The following is a 17,593-nucleotide window of genomic DNA, read 5'->3' on the forward strand; positions in this document are numbered from 1 at the left end:
GTGACCGATGCAACATCCTATGTTGACCATCGCCGTGCGCGCAGCGCGCAAGGCGGGTAATGTTATTGCCAAGCACTACGAGATGCCAGATTCCGTAGAAACCAGCCAGAAAGGCAGCAATGATTTCGTGACGAACGTCGATAAAGCCGCAGAAGCGATCATTATCGAAACGATTCGTAAATCTTACCCGCAGCACACCATCATCACCGAAGAAAGCGGTGAGCATGTCGGCGAAGATCAGGATGTTCAATGGGTTATCGATCCACTGGATGGCACCACCAACTTCGTTAAACACCTTCCACACTTCGCTGTTTCCATCGCCGTACGCATCAAAGGCCGTACTGAAGTGGCTGTGGTTTACGATCCAATGCGTAACGAATTGTTCACCTCTACCCGTGGTCAGGGCGCACAGCTGAACGGTTACCGTCTGCGCGGCAGCACTGCTCGCGACCTCGACGGTACCATTCTGGCGACCGGTTTCCCGTTCAAAGCCAAACAGCACGCACCAGCGTACATGAACATCCTCGGCAAACTCTTCACCGAATGCGCGGACTTCCGTCGCACCGGTTCTGCCGCACTGGATCTGTGCTACGTTGCCGCTGGCCGCGTTGACGGTTACTTCGAACTGGGCCTGAAGCCGTGGGATTTTGCAGCAGGTGAGTTGATTGCGCGTGAAGCAGGCGCCCTGGTATGCGATTTCACTGGCGGTCACAACTTCCTGACCACTGGTAACATCGTTGCGGGTAACCCACGCGTCGTGAAATCGATGCTGGCTAGCATGCGTGACGAGCTGAGCGAAGCGCTGAAGCGTTAATCTCGTTGTATTGCCCGGTGGCGCGATGCTTACCGGGCCTACAAAGCCTTGTGTAGGCCGGATAAGGCTTCAGCCGCCATCCGGCACATTGTCTAAAAAGATCGTAACCCCCGTCCCACCGGTACCGCACTCATCCACATCACCACCGCTGCGGCGATTAAAATCGCTCCGCCTGCCAACGCTAATGTTGTCCAGCCTACCTGTCTCCACAGCACTGGCGCCTTATTTTTACTCAGCCTGACCGCCAACTGGCGAAAGCTGTGCACCAGCAAAGCTAGCGATGAAATCGTTATCGACGTGCCTGCCGCCATTGCCAGCGCCGAAACCACGCCCCAACTGAACACGCCGATCACTTTACTGAACAGCAGCACCATGATCGCTCCCGAACAGGGCCTCATGCCCATTGAGAGAATAATCATCAACCTTGCGCGCCAGTCGTTACCACTTTCAAGCTGCTGAGGATCGGGCAAATGTTGATGCCCACAGCCACAATTCGCGTCATGAACATGGTGCGGTACAAAAGATTTGAAGGTCGGTTTACGCAGCAACTGCCGCAATTTTTTCAGCGCACGCCAACACAGCAAGACGCCCAGAACACCCACCAGCGCATAGCTGCCCTTCTCCAGCCAGAAGCTGCTCAAATGGAGCTGGCGTGCGGGAAGCGCTAACAGCGTGAGCACCACCACTACCAATCCTATCGCCACCAGGCCTTGCAACAGCGAAGCCGCAAGCGTCAGCCCGATGCTTGATTTCAGTTTTGAAGGGTGCGTGGCAAGCCAGGTGGTGATGACGATTTTGCCGTGTCCCGGCCCGAGTGCGTGAAGCACGCCATAGATAAAGCTAAACGCCAGAAGCGACCCGCCTGCTTTGGCCGGGTTCTCTGCTACGGCCTGTAATAAGCCGCTCATCTGCTGATTAACATCCCGCTGCCAGACAATGCTTTTCATCATCACCTGCGGCCATGCGCTCCACAGCCAGATGCCACCGACAACCGCCAGCAGCAAAAAAACAGCCAGTGGCCACAGTTGTACCCAACTGCGGGAACGCGTCGAGGAGGGAAAAATTACGGACATGTGAGCGTCACCTGTTGGGCAAACTGTTTGCCTAAATCCATGCTTTCGGGCGGCGCGTCAGCCTTATCGAGCGACAGCGCATAAGCGGTCAAATCTTCACTGGGTTTGGGCGTATGCACGCTAAGTTTACAGCCCGTTGGCAGATTCGCAGGCGGCGTGACATCTGCATCTTTGTCGTAATGCATATCAACAAAATAAGTCGGGTCAAAGGTAGCAAACTGGTAGTTCTGCCCGGCAAGCGACTGCGGTTGTGCCAGTGGCAACGTGAACGTCAGCACTGCTTTATGCCCTTCGCGAGCGAGGCCATAGGCAGTGGGGAGATTATCGAATTTCACCTTCTGCTTTCCGTGCCAGAATTCGGTGAAGTAATGCTGCCCGAGCACGTTGGCCATCACTTCCGCCGCCAGCTTTTTCCAGACCTCATCGCCCGGTTTGGCCTTCCCCGCATCATAAAGCAGATCCGCGGAAGTGATTTCGTCCATCGTCCAGCGCATCTCAATGGCGGTTAACTTCCCGTCTTTCGCCACCAGTTGGCTTTGCATCGTAATAAAACTGTGTGGATGCGCCAGCGCCTGCCACGATAAAAGCGCGCTAAACGCCAAAACTGTGCCCTGTTTCACTCTTGTCATCGCAAACTCCGTGAAAAATTCTGTGACCGACTCCCGCAATCCTTGCGCAAAGGCATCCCGGCTGGCTTTCACATGCCTGGCCTTTAACTATTCTTATCAAAAACCCTTACTGGAACCTGACAGATGATGACCGTGCTTGAACCGCCATCTGTGCTTTCCAGTCCACAGCGCCGCTGCCAGATAATGTTGATGCTCTATCTGCCAGGGCAGTCCGTGACGCCGGAAGCGATTAGCCGGGTTAACCGTGTTGATGACACGGTGGCTCGCGACGATATCGCCGAAATTCGTCATGTTATCCAGCGCTATCATCGACTGAACATCGTGACGCTTGCAGACGGCAGCTACCGGATTGAAGGCACCACACTTGACCAACGCTTATGCCTGATTCACTGGCTGCGTCGCGCGCTGCGGTTATGCCCCGGTTTTATCAGCGGGCAGTTTACCCCATTGCTAAAAACCCAGCTTAAACAATCCGGCATTTCGCGCATTCTGTATGACGATACCAACCTGCGGGCGCTGGTCAATCGCTGCGGGCAGAACTTACAGCGGCAATTCGACAGCCGTGATGCGGCGTTTCTGGGGCTGTATCTGCAATATTGCCTGCTGATACAACAGCCGCAACAGGCTCCTGAATTTAATGACGGCCAGCGAAAATGGGCGCAGGCCAGCGCGGAGTATCAGGTCGCGGCGGAAATTGCTCGCCACTGGCAGCGGCGTACGTTGAAAGAAGCCCATCCGGATGAACATCTGTTTCTGGCTTTGCTGTTTATGATGCTGAAAGTGCCTGATCCGAAACGTGATCATCACACTCAGGAAGTGCGGCTGTATCGCAGCATCAACCAGCTAATCGACCACTTCCAGCAACTTTCCGATCACCGATTCACGGACCGCCGCGGTCTGCGCGATCAGCTCTATATCCATCTGGCCCAGGCGATTAATCGCAGTCTGTATGGCGTAAGCATTGATAACAGCCTGCCGGAAGAAGTGCAGCGACTTTACCCACGGCTGATGCGCACCACTCAGCAGGCGTTGATCCCCTTTGAAGACCATTACGGCGTGCGTTTTTCTGATGAAGAGATGGGGCTGATTGCGGTTATTTTTGGCGCGTGGCTGATGCAGGAGAGCGATCTCCAGGAAAAACAGGTGCTGTTGCTGACAGGCGATAACCCGCAACTGGAACAGGAACTTGAGCAACAGCTGCGTGAACTGACGCTGCTGCCGCTCAATATCAAATATCAGACGCTGCACGCCTTCCAGCAGGAAGGTGCGCCGAAAGGCATCGCGCTGGTCGTTACGCCTTACACCATCGCCCTGCCGCTGTTTTCTCCGCCACTGATCCATGCCGGCGAGCCGCTCAATGAGCGGCAGCGGCGGCATATCAGTCAGATGCTGGAAGGATCAGGTTGAGGCGTGATTTTCGGGCGCACAAACATGGCAGGGATTGCCAGCAAAGCCATGACCCAGAACACGCCCTGATGTAAGTGCTGATAGAGGAAGCCCGCAAAGACAGTCATGATGGCGATACTGCCGCCCATCGCTACCGCAGAATAAACGGCCTGCAGGCGAATCACTTCGCTGCCCTGACGCGCAGCGATGTAACGCATGGCCGCCAGGTGACAAACGGTGAAAGTCCCGCAGTGAAGGATTTGCGCCACAATCAACCACGGCAACTCCGTGGTCCAGCCCATAATGCCCCAACGCGCCAGCCCGCAAAACGCTGAAAGCAACAGCAAATCACGAGCGCCGAAGCGACGGAATACTTTCTTGCTCACCGCGAAGATGATCACTTCGGCAACCACGCCCAGCGACCAGAGATAGCCGACAGCCGATGCAGAGTAACCGGCCTCTTGCCAGTAAATCGCACTGAAGCCGTAATAAGCAGCGTGCGCGCCTTGCAGTAAACACACGCAAGCCAGGAAGCGCCAGCTCTGTGTGACGAGCGATTTCCACGCAGGCCAACCGGCGGATTCCTGCTGACGCGATGCCCCTTGCGGCATGATAGATGGCGTAATCATCATCCCGATCAGCATCGAAGCAATGCCAATACTGAGCAGCGCGAGGATCGCGTGATAGTCAAACAGACTGACCAGTTTGCCCGTCAGCGCCGAGCCAATCACAAACGCGACAGAGCCCCACAAACGTACGCGCCCGTAATCCATGGTTATCTGTTTTTGCCAGGTGTTGGCCAGCGCATCGGTTAACGGCACCAGCGGAGAGAAAAACAGGTTGAAGCCCACCATCATCGCCATCAGCCAGGCCACGTTGGTCCCCGCCCAGAAGGCAAGAATAAACAGCAGCGTTAAGAGCGCAAGAATACGAACGGCAGTGATTAGACGTGACGGATCGGTAACGCGTGGCGCAATCAGCAAGCTCCCCAGAAAACGAGCCACCAGCCCTGCGCCAAGCAGCACGCCGATGGTTTCAGGCGTGAGCCCTGTGCCCGCGAGCCAGACGCTCCAGAAAGGTAAGAAGATGCCGTAGCTAAAAAAGTAGGTGAAGTAACTGAGCGCCAGCCAGCGCGTGGAATGCAAGACCATGATTCCCTCCTAAATGGTGGCGTTAGTCTGGCGACAAACGCCCCGGCTGGCAAGTCACTTTAACAACCTAATAACATCATTCGACAAATGCGCTTTCAGGCGCGATGTTCCTTCGCCGCCGAAGAGGCAGTCTGATGGCGTGCAGCCAGTTGTTCCTCCAGCGCTTCCAGTGTAATTCCTTTGGTTTCCGGCACATTACGCTGAATATAAATCCAGCCCAGCGCACAGATGATGCCATACAGCGAGAAGCTGCCTGCCGCGCCCAATCCGGCATTCAGCAACGGGAAGGTGTAAGTCAACACGAAGCAGGCAATCCATAACGCCAGCGTGCCTAACGACATCGCCAGACCACGAACGCGATTCGGGAAAATCTCTGCCAGCAGCACCCAGGTCACTGGAGCCAGCGTCAGCGCATAAATGGCAATCGCCGCCAGCACTAACAGCAGCACCGGCCAGCCCATGATGCCCAGCGCATACGCCCCAGCAATCAGCGCATAAATCACGGTCAGTCCGCTTGCACCGAGCAGCATCAGCTTGCGACGACCAATCTTATCGACCAGCGGCAAGGCGGCGAGCGTGAAAATGAGATTGATAATGCCGGTGGCGACAATCGATTTCAGCGTGCCGTTAATATCAAACCCGGCGGAGGCAAAAATCTCCTGCGCGTAGTTGAAGATAACGTTGATACCGCACCACTGCTGGAAGACCGCGAGCACCATGCCGATAATCACCACCGGGCGTACCTGCGGTTGCAGGAGCGTGGCAAACGAGACGCGATGCGTGTCTTTCGCCAGCGTGTGAGCGATGTCATTCAGGGTTTGTGTGGCGTAGGAAGAAGAACCGATCTTTTCCAGAGTCTTGCGTGCCTGATCCTCGTTCCCGGCTTTCATTAACCAGCGCGGGGATTCCGGCACCACAAACAGCAGCAGTAAAAACGCCAGCGCAGGCACCAGTTCGGCACCAAACATCCAGCGCCAGCCCGTTTGCCCGTTCCAGCTGTCAACAATCGCCTGCTGCGTCGCCCCCGCGGCGACCGGTTCTGCAATCAGCAAATTAATCAACTGTGCCGCTAAGACGCCAATCACAATCGTTAACTGGTTAACCGCCACGAAACGACCCCGTTTTTCTGCCGGGCTAACTTCGGCGATGTACATCGGACTGAGCGCGGAGGCGAGCCCGATCCCCACGCCGCCCACGATGCGATAGACAATGAACATGTCGAAGCTACTGGCCATCGCGGTGCCCCACGCCGAGGCGGTGAATAATATCGCCGAGGCGATAAGCGGCAGACGACGGCCAAACTTATCGGCACACCAGCCGGACACCAGCGCACCCGCGACACATCCCGCCAGCGCGGAGCTCATCGCCCAGCCGGACTGTGCCGGGTCGGTAATAGTGAAGTAGGCCTCGTAGAAGGGCTTTGCGCCGCCGATAACCACCCAGTCGTAGCCAAACAATAAACCGCCACAGGCGGCGACCAGGCAGATGGTCCAGACGTACCCCATTTTTAATTCTGATTGCGTATGACTCATGGACTCAGTTCCTTTGTCAGTCGGGCTTCGTGGCTCGTTACCGGCTTAAAAAATGAGTCTAATGAGAAGATTAGGCGCAAAAAGATGCGCCCGGCACGCATTAAACTTAAGGCGCTTCACTGAACGTGACACCCTGCCCACGCAGGGTGTCGACAGGGTCAGGAGAGCGATGCCACATGCAGCGTCATCGACATCGTCGTCGAGCCGCCTGGCGCCAGCAGCGTCAACTCGCCAGCACCAGGGCGATGGTGATCGTCGGGCGCGTGGCTCATCGGTTCAAAACAGAAGAACTCGAACTGATAACCCGCATCAAAAGCAGGATCGGAAACAAACAGGAAGTAGCACGGCGCAGGAGGGTCGGTTTCCATCGTCAGCTGATAGCCCGCCTGTGGCTGGAAAATATGCGCCACGCCATCCCAGTGAGCAAAACCATTGTTCAGCCAGCGACGCGGCAGCGGTGAAGGCTGGCTGAAATCCAGTTCCGGTGGCAGGCGTTCGCTGAACTCACCTGCCAGCCATTGCTCACGCTCCAGCCAGTATCCCTGCGCTTTGGCCTGAATCAAAGTCTCGGGCGTGAGCGGGAAGAAAGGATGCCAGCCCAGACCAAAGGGCAGCGTCTCTTCGCCTTCATTAGTGACAAAAAGCGTCACCGTCAGCGTGTCTGCCTGTAAGTGGAAAGCCTGCCGCGCCAGATAACGATAAACGCCGTGGTGATGCTGATACACCAGCGTCAGGGTGTCGGCGCTCTGCGTTTCACATTGCCATTCACCGAGCCAGCCGTCGCCGTGAAGATAATGCGGATCCCAGTCAACATTGGCTACAAACTGGTACGTTTTTCCCTGCCATTCAAAGCGATTGCCGCTGACTCGGTTGCCAAAAGGCACCAGAGGAAAACAGGCGGAATCCGTCGCAACGCCGTTGTTTTTTCCTTCCCGTAGCAACGGCATATCCTGCCGCCACAAGCCCTCAATCACCCCGCCTGTTGAGGAAACCGCCAGACGGAGATCGCCTTTTTGTAAGCTGTAGAGCGCCATGTCCTGCCTCCTTATTCAGGGAAATTAATCACCACTTTCCCGCACTTGCCGCTGGCCATCAGCGCATACGCCTCACCGGCCTGTTCCAGGGAGAAACGGTGGGTGATGGCGTTGCGCGGCCAGAGTTTCCAGTCGGTCAGGTCATGCGCGCATTTTTCCATGTGGAACAGGCTGGTGACCCAAGAACCGATGATCCGCCGCTGGTGATGCATCAGGTCGGCGCTGACTTCAAACTCAACTTTGCCCGTTTCACCGATATACACCACTCGTCCCCAGTCTGCCGTGGATTGCAGTGCCAGCAGACGCCCTGCTGCATTTCCTGAGCAATCCAGCGCCACATCCGCGCCGCCACGGGTGATCTCTGCGATAATTTCCGGCAGATTTGCCGTGGTCGCCAGATAGCCGTTGTCCATTACGCCGAGCTGTTTCGCCATCGCCAGACGCTCCGGCAGCATATCGACGCCGATAACCCGCTTCGCCCCACGCCCACGCGCCAGCATCATCGCCATCATCCCCACCGGGCCAAGGCCAACCACCAGCACGTTGTCGCTGCCCGAAACTTCACCACGCAAAATGCCTTCATAGGCCGTGCCCACGCCGCAACTGATAAACGCGCCATCCTCATAACTCAACGCTTCCGGCAGCATGATCAGGTCTTTTTCTTCCGCCAGCAGATACTCCGCATGGCCGCCATCACGCTGCCAGCCGTATGCTGCCTTGCCTTTGCCAGTACAAGAAATAGGAAAACCGCGACGGCAGTTGGCACAGAAACCGCAGCCGGAAATGTGATACACCAGCACCCGGTCGCCTTCTTTAAAATGACGGCATCCCTCTCCGGTGGCGACAATCTGCCCGCAGGGTTCATGCCCATTGATGAATCCCTGATACAACGGTTTGTCCGGAGCCGCCGCCGTCGCACGGTGCTGGTGATAGATGTAGTGCACGTCACTGCCGCAAATCCCGGAGGATTTCATTTTGAGCAGCACCTGATTAATGCCAGGCGTCGGCACGGGCACTTCCCGCAGGTCGACCGTTGAATTCCCGGGTAAATAGGCAGCCAGCATCTTGTTCATAGTTCCCTCATCGCTCTTAATTGAAAATTCCGGCCTGCCGCAGGTGCGCCAGGCTCATCGTTCTTCAGCGCTTGGCTTTTTGGCTGCGCTGGGTCAGCAGGATGTTGGCCAGCACGGCGGCCACAATGATCACGCCGCGTACCACCTGCTGGAAAAAGGAGTTGATGCCCAACAGCACCAGGCCATTGCCGATAAGCGTGATAACCAGTACGCCAAGCAGCGTGCCAAACAGTGAACCACGGCCACCGGAGAGCGCGGTGCCCCCGACCACCACAGCAGCAATCACGTCAAACTCAAGTCCGTTGGCAGCGCCCGCATTTCCTGAGCCAAGGCGTGCGGCGAGTAAGATCCCGGTAATGGCCGCCAGCAATCCGGAAAGCGTAAAGATCAGAATGCGCACCCGGCGGACGTTGATGCCGCAGAGCTGAGCCGCCGTCGCATTACCGCCGACCGCAAACACCGAGCGCCCAAAAGCTGTTTTTCGGCTGATAAACACGAACGCCACAAACAGGATCATCATGACGATGGCGGAGACCGGCAGGCCGAGAAACTGACCGCCGAACCAGTCCAGCACGTCGTTTTCATCAATGGGCACCGGCAACGCGTTGGTCATAAACAGCCCCATGCCGCGCAGAGCGCTCCACAATCCGAGCGTGGCAACAAAGCTCGGCACGTTAAAGACACCACGCAGGACACCGGCGAGTGTGCCCATCAGCGCGCCAAGCAGCAGCACCAGCAGGCAGGCAACGCTCAGCGGCACCTGGTATTGCAGTAAAAACGCCAGACACACCGACACGAACGCCACCATAGGTCCGACGCTGACGTCGATTTCCCCGGCGATGATAATCAGCGTCATCGCCCACGCCGCAATGCCGATAGTGGCGGCATCACGCAGGATGTTCATCTGGTTATTCAATGAGATAAAGCCGGGCGCATTCAGGGAGAACACCAGATAAAGCAGAGCAATAACCACCAGCAGGCCGATTTCGTTGATGTGGCGGCTGACGATACTTTTGAGCGAGACACCTTTGCCTTGCGTCAGCAGGATTGGCGATGCAGACATGTTCAGTTTCCTCGTGATGAGCCCATCAGTGGACGGACAAAATGGCGGACATCAGCGCATCCACACTGACGGGTGAACGAAATTCCTCGGTAAACGTGCCGTGCTGAAGCAGCAAAATGCGATCGCACACCAGCGGCAGCTCTTCCACTTCACTGGAGATAAAGACCACGCTTTTTCCCTCGGCGGCCAGTTCACGCACAATGCGGTAAATTTGCTGCTTGGCTTCAATGTCGACGCCGCGAGTAGGCTCATCCAGCAGCAGGATTTGGCTGGCGGCATACACCCAACGGCCAATCACCACTTTTTGCTGATTGCCACCGGACAGCGTGCCAATCGGCGTCGCGCTGCTGGCGGCTTTCACGGTCATCCTTTGCATCACTTGTTCCGTGAGACGACGGATAACCGGCCATTGCAGAACACCGCGAACACTGACTTTGCCTTGATGAGTGATAACGGTGTTTTCATCGACCCCGAGCCAGGGAATGATCCCCGCTTCCTTGCGATTTTCCGGGGTGTAACCGATGCCCCGGCGCAGCATGTCCTGATAATCAGGCCGTTTGATGCTTTCGCCGTTGACGACTAACTCGCCAATCTCTGCCTCCTCCAGCCCAAGCAACGCTTTCAGCAATTCGCTGCGCCCCGCGCCAAGCAGCCCGGCAATTCCCAGCACTTCACCTCGATGCAGAGTGAAACTTATGTTGTTCAGTTTTGGAGCCTGACGCAGCTCGCGCACTTCCAGCACAGTGTCTTGTTGGCTGTTAAGCGAGACAATCGGGTCGCTTTCAATGTGATCGCGCCCGAGCATCAGCGACACAATTTCGCGGGTAGACGTGCTTACAAGGTCAACATCCCCTGCCACTCGCCCGTCGCGCATGATGGTGGCGCAGGAAGCAATTCGGCGGATTTCCTCCATGCGGTGGCTGACATACACCACCGCCACGCCCAGCGCGGACATCTTTTTGACGGCATGGATAACCAGCTCCACTTCCGCACTGGCGAGCGAGCTGGTCGGCTCATCAAGGATCACCACTTTCGGCTGGCCTTTCATCACCCGCGCTATCTCCACCAACTGCTTCTGTGCCGGGCTCAGTGAGGAAACCAGTTGCAGCGGATCAACCTCTACGCCCAGCGCCAACAGGCTTTGGCTGGCCTCGTCTTTCATCTGCTGATAGTCAATCATGCCGTTGCGCTGCGGCCAGTGCCCGAGACACAAGTTCTCTGCCACCGTCAGACCTTCCACCAGGCTGAGCTCCTGATAAACCGCGCGGATGCCTAATTCGGCGGCTCGACGGGTTAACGTGGCTTCGTCCCCCTCAAGCCGTATTTCACCCAGCCAAATCTCGCCGCTGTCGGGCTTTTCGCTGCCGGTCAGTAAACGAATCAACGTGGATTTCCCCGCGCCGTTCTTCCCGAGTAGCGCGCGTACTTCCCCTTTTTTCAGCGTGAAGCTGACATCCTCCAGCGCTACCACGCCGGGATAGCGCTTGTTGCCGCCGATAACCTTCGCAACAGGCAGCGAGATGCATTGCGTTGCCGTCATCTTGATCCCCTCAGTTCACTCACGGCAGACCGTCAACGTGGGTCGCCAGCCACTGCTTGCCGTCTTCGGTGGTGCTGTACAGGTCAATCGGCACCTGAATCACTTTCTCTTTTGGCGGGTTTTTATTGATGACATTCAGGGTCTGGGCAAACACCGCGTCGCCCATTTTCTTGCCGGAAATATCCACCACTGCCTTCAAAACCTGATTGCTCGCCAACTCCTGCGCGATTTCCGTGGTCATGTCGGAGCCGAACACCGCGATTTTTCCGACCTGATTCTGGTTACGCACAGCCTTCACCGCACCCAACGTTGCCCCACCGGATTCCCCCATGATGGCGTTCAACCCTTGAGTCGAAATGATCAGCTTTTCACCGACCGAAATGGCTTTGTCGAGGACCGTGCCTTCCTGATTTGCCACGATGTGTGCGCCCGGCACCCGCGCTTTCAGGGCTTCCTCAAACCCTTTGCGGCGCTGAACGCAAACTTCGAAAGCTTCACAGTTGATAACCGCAATCTTTGGCTCGCTGATGTGGCTGGCAAGGAAGTAGTCCGCCGCCGCGTTACCGAGCTTTTTGCCAAACTCCAGCGGATCGCCCACCAGATAAGCAGCGACATATTTATCCACGCCTTTGGCGTTAATGCAGGTGTTGTAGCAAATCACCGGAATACCGGCTTCACTGGCGCGGCGCACGGTACGGCTGCTGCCGTTTTCGGACACCGCGGAAAGGATAATCGCGTCGACGTTACGCGCGACCAGGGTATCGACGAAGGTGCTTTCCTTGGAGATATCCCCCTGGGCGTTGGTTTCGATTAATTCAGCCTGCACCGCAGACGCTTTCGCCGCGTCCTGCACGCCCTGACGGACGCCCGCGTAGTAGCCCTGGGTATCCAGATAAATCGCGCCGACGGTTATCTGTTTCTGCGCTGAGAAAGCAGAAAATGCACTGATAAACAGCGAAACGACGAAGAGCGAGAGCAAAGATGTTCTGATATTTCCGCACATTAAGTGCCTCCTTGTAGGGTTAAGGCATTTTTGTTATTGACGGCAAAGCGTCCTCAGATATGCCCTTGCACACCTGCAGACAAACGAATACAGACATCGAAAACTGAGCGGCAGAGAACGCCGCTCACTGACGGGAAAACTCAGGACTTCACCCACTGCTGAACAGCAGGCATCACTTCACGGAACAGCGCCGCTTTCGGCCAGGCAGGATTGAGTGTTGAAAGCGCACGGCTGGCATTTTCCCAGGCCTCGATATCTCCCAGCCCGGCGGCTGCCAGCGCCTCCACCATCAGGCATTTCTCCCGGTGTTGTTGTTGCATATCGGCATACAGCGACAGCAGGTCTGGCTGAGAAACGGCAAAGAAATCGGCCTCAATGCTGCTTTTCGCCATGTGCTGCGCCCACTGTTTCATCTCGCTGAAAAGCTGTTCAGACGCCTGCTTTTCACCCAGCATTTTCAACGCCAGCCCCTGCCAGAACAGATAATCGACCGGCTGATCGTTGTAGTAACTGTGGATATTGATAGTGCGATCGCCGGTTGCCGCCATCCGCAAACAACGCTTTGCCTCGGCTTCATCGCCAGACGCTTGCGCACAGACGGCAAGGAAAAACCAGATGTCGTTATCGGTCTGCCCAGGCAAGCGGCCTTCGCTCAGATTTTCTGGGTAGTGCAATGCGGCACGGAGCAACGTCTGCGCAGACTGCGGCTGTTTTTGCTGAATACACTGCCAGGCGCGCAGCAGCTGATTGAGAATGAACTGGCCGGTAATCTTCCCTTCCCCACCTTCCCAGGGGTGGAATTTACGCGTCGCCAGAATATCCGCGGCTTTTGCAGTTTCCCCAGTCTGATGCCACAGATTCAGCAACTCTGCGGTCATGTCGTCACGCTGAAGCGCGCAAGGCTGATGTTGTTCCAGGCGAGCCAACCGTTGTTCAGGTGCGATACCCATCAGCTTGTCCAGCAAATCACGTTCAAACAACAGGCGAGGATCGTGTGGAGCCAATGCACAGGCGGTATCGAGGTAACGCACAGCCTTCTGAGGATCGTGAAGTTTGTTCCAGGCGTGAATGGCCAAACCGCGCCAGGCATCTGCAAACTCAGGTTCCATTTCCACACAGCGCTGCCAAAGCTCGGTGGCTTTGTCGTAGCTGCCTTTGTGGTAGTGGAAACAGGCCAGCAGATGACGGGCAAACCAGCACTCTTCGAGGTTTTCCAGCGCAGCCACTTCGGTGAGAGTATTGGGGAAACGGACAAACTGCGGGAAGGCCGCACGCGCCTGTTCGATGAGCGTGGCTCTCTCTTGCGGCTGCTTCAGGCTGGCCTGCAAATAGAGCGCCAGCGTCTGCTGACATTGCAGGGCATCCAGCATTTGTGCAGCAAGCGCTGGCATTCCCCAGCTCAGCAGTTGACCGGCGGTGAGCAGCGCGTTGATATCGCGACCACGGCACATTCCGCGCCACTGGGAAAGACGGGCTTCGCTGCGTTCATCAAACCAGCCAAGCCACCAAAGCGTCGGGTTCAGCGGATAGTCTCGAAGTAATTTTTCGCGTTGTTCACGGGACTCACGCTGTTTGCCACTTTGCAGCAACAGCAGGTTTTGCAGGCATAAAACGTCCTGATTGGTCGGGCAAGCGAGCAGGCTCTGCTGGCAAAAATCCAGACCAGCCTCATTTTCGCCGCGGCGTGCTGCGAGACGCGCCAGGCCATAATATCCGCCCGCTTTACTGTTGCCACTCCACACCGCACGCCAGAAATCTTCTTCCGCTTCGTGCCATTTGTCCTGCCGCTCATAAGCGCTGGCGCGGATCAGACTCGCCTGACCACATTGAGGATTTTTATTGAGCCGATGAGCGCGTTTCAACGCCTGGGTGGCATAGTCGACCGTTCGGGCGAAATCCGCCCGGTTGTACTCCAGCATCGCCAGCGCCAGGTTGCAGCGATAATCAAGCGGGTCGAGCGCCACGCCGCGCAGGTAGTAATCGAACGGCGAACGGCTGGCATGGTGATACTGCTCCAGATGCTGACCGATAAACCAGGCTTCGTCCGCACTGGCAATCTCTTCAGCAACCAAAGGTGCGGTAGCCACTTCCGGCAATGGCACGGCGGTCGGCTGGTGTTCCTGATAGCGCAACACACATTTGCCCTGCGCATTAATCAGTTCGATCGTCAGTCTTTCGGCAGCAGTTTGTTGCAACACGCCTTGAATCGCTGAAGCAGGTGTCAGAGAAATGGCTTCATCAAGCAGCGCATCCTGCCGCCCTTCTTCACGGACAAGCAGCCGATGCCCTGTTAAAGGCGCAATTGCATACAGGCCCCATTCGATACCCTCGTGGCTGCGCTGAAGTTTAAGAACCGCGTCGCGCGAAGCGTTCTGCACCATGCCAAGCGAATGATAAGGCAGGAAATACTGCTCAAAGCGCTTCTCTTCATACGCATCAAGCCAGGTAAAATCAGGCTGGTTATCGGCAAAAATACCGGTCATCAGCTCAATATATGGGCCGTTTTCGTCGGTGAGACTTTTGTCCCACGCCTGACCAAACTCGCTGTAGCCCCAGCTCCACTGTTTTTTGCCGGGCGCGATATGGTGATTGGCGACGTGCAGCAACCCGCCGTCTTCGTCATGACACCACGCGCCGACAAAATCGTATTCTGATTTTTCCGCCATATAAGACGTGGGGACTGGCACGTTTTTGTAGCGCGAGATGTCCACGCCTGCCGAATAGTCGACTTTGTAGTAAGTGCCGGTGGCAATCGGGAAGGAGGAGACGGCGCGCTTGCCGTGATCAAACACCGCAGTCACGTCCGGTGGGAAAACGCTCTGATGCCCTTCACCGCCTTTCACCGCCGGGTTCGCCCACCACAAAAAATGACGCGGAGTGGCGTTACCGTTGTAAACGCGACTGCCGATTTCCAGCGCTGCGCGATCGGGCCTCAGTGTAAATCCTGTCATCACCTGCAAGCCGTGCATCGGCTCCGTTTCACCCACCCAAACCGTTTGCGAGCCATCGTCATGCGACTCAATGCTGAAATCGACCGGCATAAACGTGGTGGGGCGGTGATGCTGCGGCCAGTTAAATTCGATGCCTCCGGAGATCCACGGCCCGAGCAAGCCCACCAGCGCAGGTTTGATAACCTCGTTGTGATAGACAAAATCACGCTGTTTGACCTTGTCCCACGCCCGGTGCACGCGCCCGCCCAGCTCTGGCAGGATCAGCACCTTAATGTAGTCGTTTTCCAGCCATACGCCCTGCCACTGCTTTAGCGTTTTCTGTTCGCTGAGCGTGTCGGTCACGCCGTAGGGATACACCGCGCCGGACGAACCCTGATAAACGCGATTTTCGAGGAACATAGGATGAACATCCTGCGGCCCGGTTTCATAAGTCGGGATGCTGAGGTTTTCTTGCCACGCTTTGACTGATTCCATATCGCCCTCAATATTAACAAGACACACTAAACAAAAAGATTGGTGGCAGTTTAATGAACAATCTGGCACTGTTTTCGCGCAATAATCACGCATTACAGTAAACGGGATTTAGTGATATGAAGGCTTGCATCAACAATCAGCAAATCCGGCATCACAACAAATGTGTGCTGCTGGAGCTGTTGTACCGTGTCAAACGGGCGAACAAGTCGACGCTGGCTCGGCTGGCGCAGATTTCCATTCCGGCGGTGAGCAACATTCTGGAAGAACTTGCCAAAGAGCAGCGGGTGCTGAATGTTGAGGAAGATAAACCGTCACGCGGTCACAGCGGTGGCGTGTGGCTGATTGCCCCGGAAGGCGACTGGACGCTGTGCCTGAATATCACCCCGACCAGTATCGAATGCCAGCTGGCGAATGCCTGCCTGAGTCCAAAAGGCGATTTCGAACGCGTGGCAATAGACGCCCCTTCCCCGCAAGCTTTGCTGGCCGAAATAGAAAAATGTTGGCACCGCTACCGCAAGCTCTGGCCAAATCGCACCATCAATCTGGCGCTGGCTATTCACGGCCAGGTTGACCCGGTGACTGGCGTGTCGCAAACCATGCCACAAGCTCCGTGGAAAGCGCCTATCGAGGTGAAATATCTGCTGGAAGAAAAGCTCGGTGTGCGGGTTTTGGTGGACAACGACTGCGTAATGCTGGCGCTGGCGGAGAAGTGGCAAAACACTGCCCGTGGGCGAGACTTTTGCGTTATCAACGTGGATTACGGGATTGGTTCTTCGTTTGTCATTAACGATCAGGTGTATCGCGGCAGTCTGTATGGCAGTGGGCAAATCGGCCATACCATCATCGACCCTGACGGAATGGCCTGTGACTGCGGGCGTTACGGCTGCCTGGAAACCGTAGCCTCGCTGTCAGCGTTGAAAAAGCAGTCTCGCATCTGGCTAAAAACGTCGCCGCAACCGACACAGCAAGATCCTGAAACGCTCAAATCTCACCAGCTAGTCAGCGCCTGGCGCGAAGGCGATGAGCGTGTCGTGCGCTGGGTAGAAGAGTCGGCTAATGCCATTGGTCTGAGCCTGTACAACTTCCTGAATATCTTAAATATTAACCAGATTTGGTTTTATGGTCGCAGTTGCGAATTTGGTGAGCAGTGGCTGGCGGCTATCAAAGAGCGCATCGGCTTTAACCCGTTTGATCATAATGACGGTTTGAAGCGAAACGAGACGGAGATAAGTTTCGGGCAACTGACCCGCGCTCAGCAGGTCATGGGGATTGGTTATTTATATGTCGAAGCCGCGCTGGCCAACGAGGGCTGAGCAAATGGCGAGACGGGAGATTGTGTATTAACGTTATGTTATCTTCCTCACACAATGGACTTGCTATGAACGCCATCCGCTATTTTGACTTTGGTTCCTCACGCTCGCTGCTACTGCTGATTGCCCGAATTGCTCTCGTGGTGCTATTCATCATTTTTGGTTACCCCAAACTGCTCGGTTTCCAGGGCACGGTGCAGTACATGGCATCGAGCGGTGCGCCCGTACCGATGCTGTCGGCCATTATCGCCATCATTATGGAAGTGCCTGCCGCCATCCTTATCGTGCTGGGTTTCTTTACTCGTCCGCTGGCGGTGATTTTCATCTTTTACACCCTGGGAACGGCGGTGATTGGGCATCATTATTGGGACATGAGCGGGGATGCGGTGGTGCCGAACATGATTAACTTCTATAAGAACATCAGTATCGCGGGTGGTTTTTTACTGCTGGCGATCGCCGGGCCGGGGTCGCTTTCTTTGGATCGGCGCTGAGAGTGCCCGGTGGCGGCTACGCCTTACCGGGCCTACAAAAGCAGCCTAAGGTACGGGTAGGCCTGATAA

At 56.1% G+C, this 17,593-nt stretch carries 14 protein-coding genes; 4 read left to right on the plus strand and 10 right to left on the minus strand.

The genetic code is table 11. The features are described 5' to 3' along the window. Positions 1–7: 7 nt before the first annotated feature. The gene (gene suhB / locus ACI2I2_RS13975) at positions 8–814 is read left to right on the plus strand and encodes an inositol-1-monophosphatase (protein ID WP_404658451.1); all 807 of its coding nucleotides are present in this window, start codon (positions 8–10) and stop codon (positions 812–814) included. Between the two features lie 92 nt (positions 815–906). Here the strand turns inward: suhB and ACI2I2_RS13980 are convergent, their stop codons facing one another. Next, a complete protein-coding gene (locus ACI2I2_RS13980; RefSeq protein ID WP_404658452.1) occupies positions 907–1,887 on the minus strand; it encodes a nickel/cobalt transporter in 981 nt (326 codons plus the stop codon). Beyond that, positions 1,878–2,516 carry a DUF1007 family protein gene (locus tag ACI2I2_RS13985; protein WP_404658453.1) on the minus strand — a complete coding sequence of 213 codons (639 nt, stop codon included), beginning with the start codon at positions 2,514–2,516 and terminating at the stop codon, positions 1,878–1,880. The genes ACI2I2_RS13980 and ACI2I2_RS13985 overlap by 10 nt, the downstream gene beginning before the upstream one ends. A gap of 123 nt (positions 2,517–2,639) precedes the next feature. Between ACI2I2_RS13985 and csiE the strand changes: the two genes are divergently transcribed. After that, positions 2,640–3,923: a stationary phase inducible protein CsiE gene (gene csiE / locus ACI2I2_RS13990; protein ID WP_404658454.1), complete on the plus strand. Its 1,284-nt coding sequence runs from the start codon at positions 2,640–2,642 to the stop codon at positions 3,921–3,923. Here the strand turns inward: csiE and ACI2I2_RS13995 are convergent. From ACI2I2_RS13995 to ACI2I2_RS14030, 8 genes are all read right to left on the minus strand, one after another. Continuing rightward, positions 3,899–5,053 (minus strand): 3-phenylpropionate MFS transporter, encoded by a 1,155-nt coding sequence (locus tag ACI2I2_RS13995; protein ID WP_404658455.1) that lies wholly within the window; start codon positions 5,051–5,053, stop codon positions 3,899–3,901. The two genes, csiE and ACI2I2_RS13995, sit on opposite strands and share 25 nt — an antisense overlap. 95 nt (positions 5,054–5,148) lie before the next feature. After that, complete coding sequence (locus ACI2I2_RS14000; protein ID WP_404658456.1) at positions 5,149–6,585, minus strand: sugar porter family MFS transporter; 1,437 nt, start codon at positions 6,583–6,585, stop codon at positions 5,149–5,151. Positions 6,586–6,743: 158 nt separating this feature from the next. Further along, positions 6,744–7,619: an aldose 1-epimerase gene (locus tag ACI2I2_RS14005; RefSeq protein ID WP_404658457.1), complete on the minus strand. Its 876-nt coding sequence runs from the start codon at positions 7,617–7,619 to the stop codon at positions 6,744–6,746. A gap of 11 nt (positions 7,620–7,630) precedes the next feature. Continuing rightward, a complete protein-coding gene (locus ACI2I2_RS14010) occupies positions 7,631–8,692 on the minus strand; it encodes a zinc-binding dehydrogenase (protein WP_404658458.1) in 1,062 nt (353 codons plus the stop codon). Positions 8,693–8,756: 64 nt separating this feature from the next. After that, positions 8,757–9,755, minus strand: coding sequence for an ABC transporter permease (locus ACI2I2_RS14015; protein ID WP_404658459.1), 999 nt, complete (start codon positions 9,753–9,755; stop codon positions 8,757–8,759). A 25-nt stretch (positions 9,756–9,780) separates the two neighbouring features. Beyond that, positions 9,781–11,295: a sugar ABC transporter ATP-binding protein gene (locus tag ACI2I2_RS14020; protein WP_404658460.1), complete on the minus strand. Its 1,515-nt coding sequence runs from the start codon at positions 11,293–11,295 to the stop codon at positions 9,781–9,783. Positions 11,296–11,314: 19 nt separating this feature from the next. Continuing rightward, positions 11,315–12,298, minus strand: coding sequence for a substrate-binding domain-containing protein (locus ACI2I2_RS14025; RefSeq protein WP_404658461.1), 984 nt, complete (start codon positions 12,296–12,298; stop codon positions 11,315–11,317). Between the two features lie 140 nt (positions 12,299–12,438). Next, positions 12,439–15,723: a DUF5107 domain-containing protein gene (locus ACI2I2_RS14030; RefSeq protein ID WP_404658462.1), complete on the minus strand. Its 3,285-nt coding sequence runs from the start codon at positions 15,721–15,723 to the stop codon at positions 12,439–12,441. Between the two features lie 116 nt (positions 15,724–15,839). On the opposite strand from ACI2I2_RS14030, the gene ACI2I2_RS14035 reads away from it, so the two are divergent. Further along, the gene (locus ACI2I2_RS14035) at positions 15,840–17,036 is read left to right on the plus strand and encodes an ROK family protein (RefSeq protein WP_404658463.1); all 1,197 of its coding nucleotides are present in this window, start codon (positions 15,840–15,842) and stop codon (positions 17,034–17,036) included. Positions 17,037–17,101: 65 nt separating this feature from the next. Further along, positions 17,102–17,524, plus strand: a complete 423-nt coding sequence (locus tag ACI2I2_RS14040) for a DoxX family protein (RefSeq protein ID WP_404658464.1) — start codon at positions 17,102–17,104, stop codon at positions 17,522–17,524. The last annotated feature ends 69 nt before the right edge of the window (positions 17,525–17,593 follow it).

The organism is Scandinavium sp. NPDC088450, assembly GCF_044900545.1.
Taxonomy (GTDB): Bacteria; Pseudomonadota; Gammaproteobacteria; order Enterobacterales; family Enterobacteriaceae; genus Scandinavium.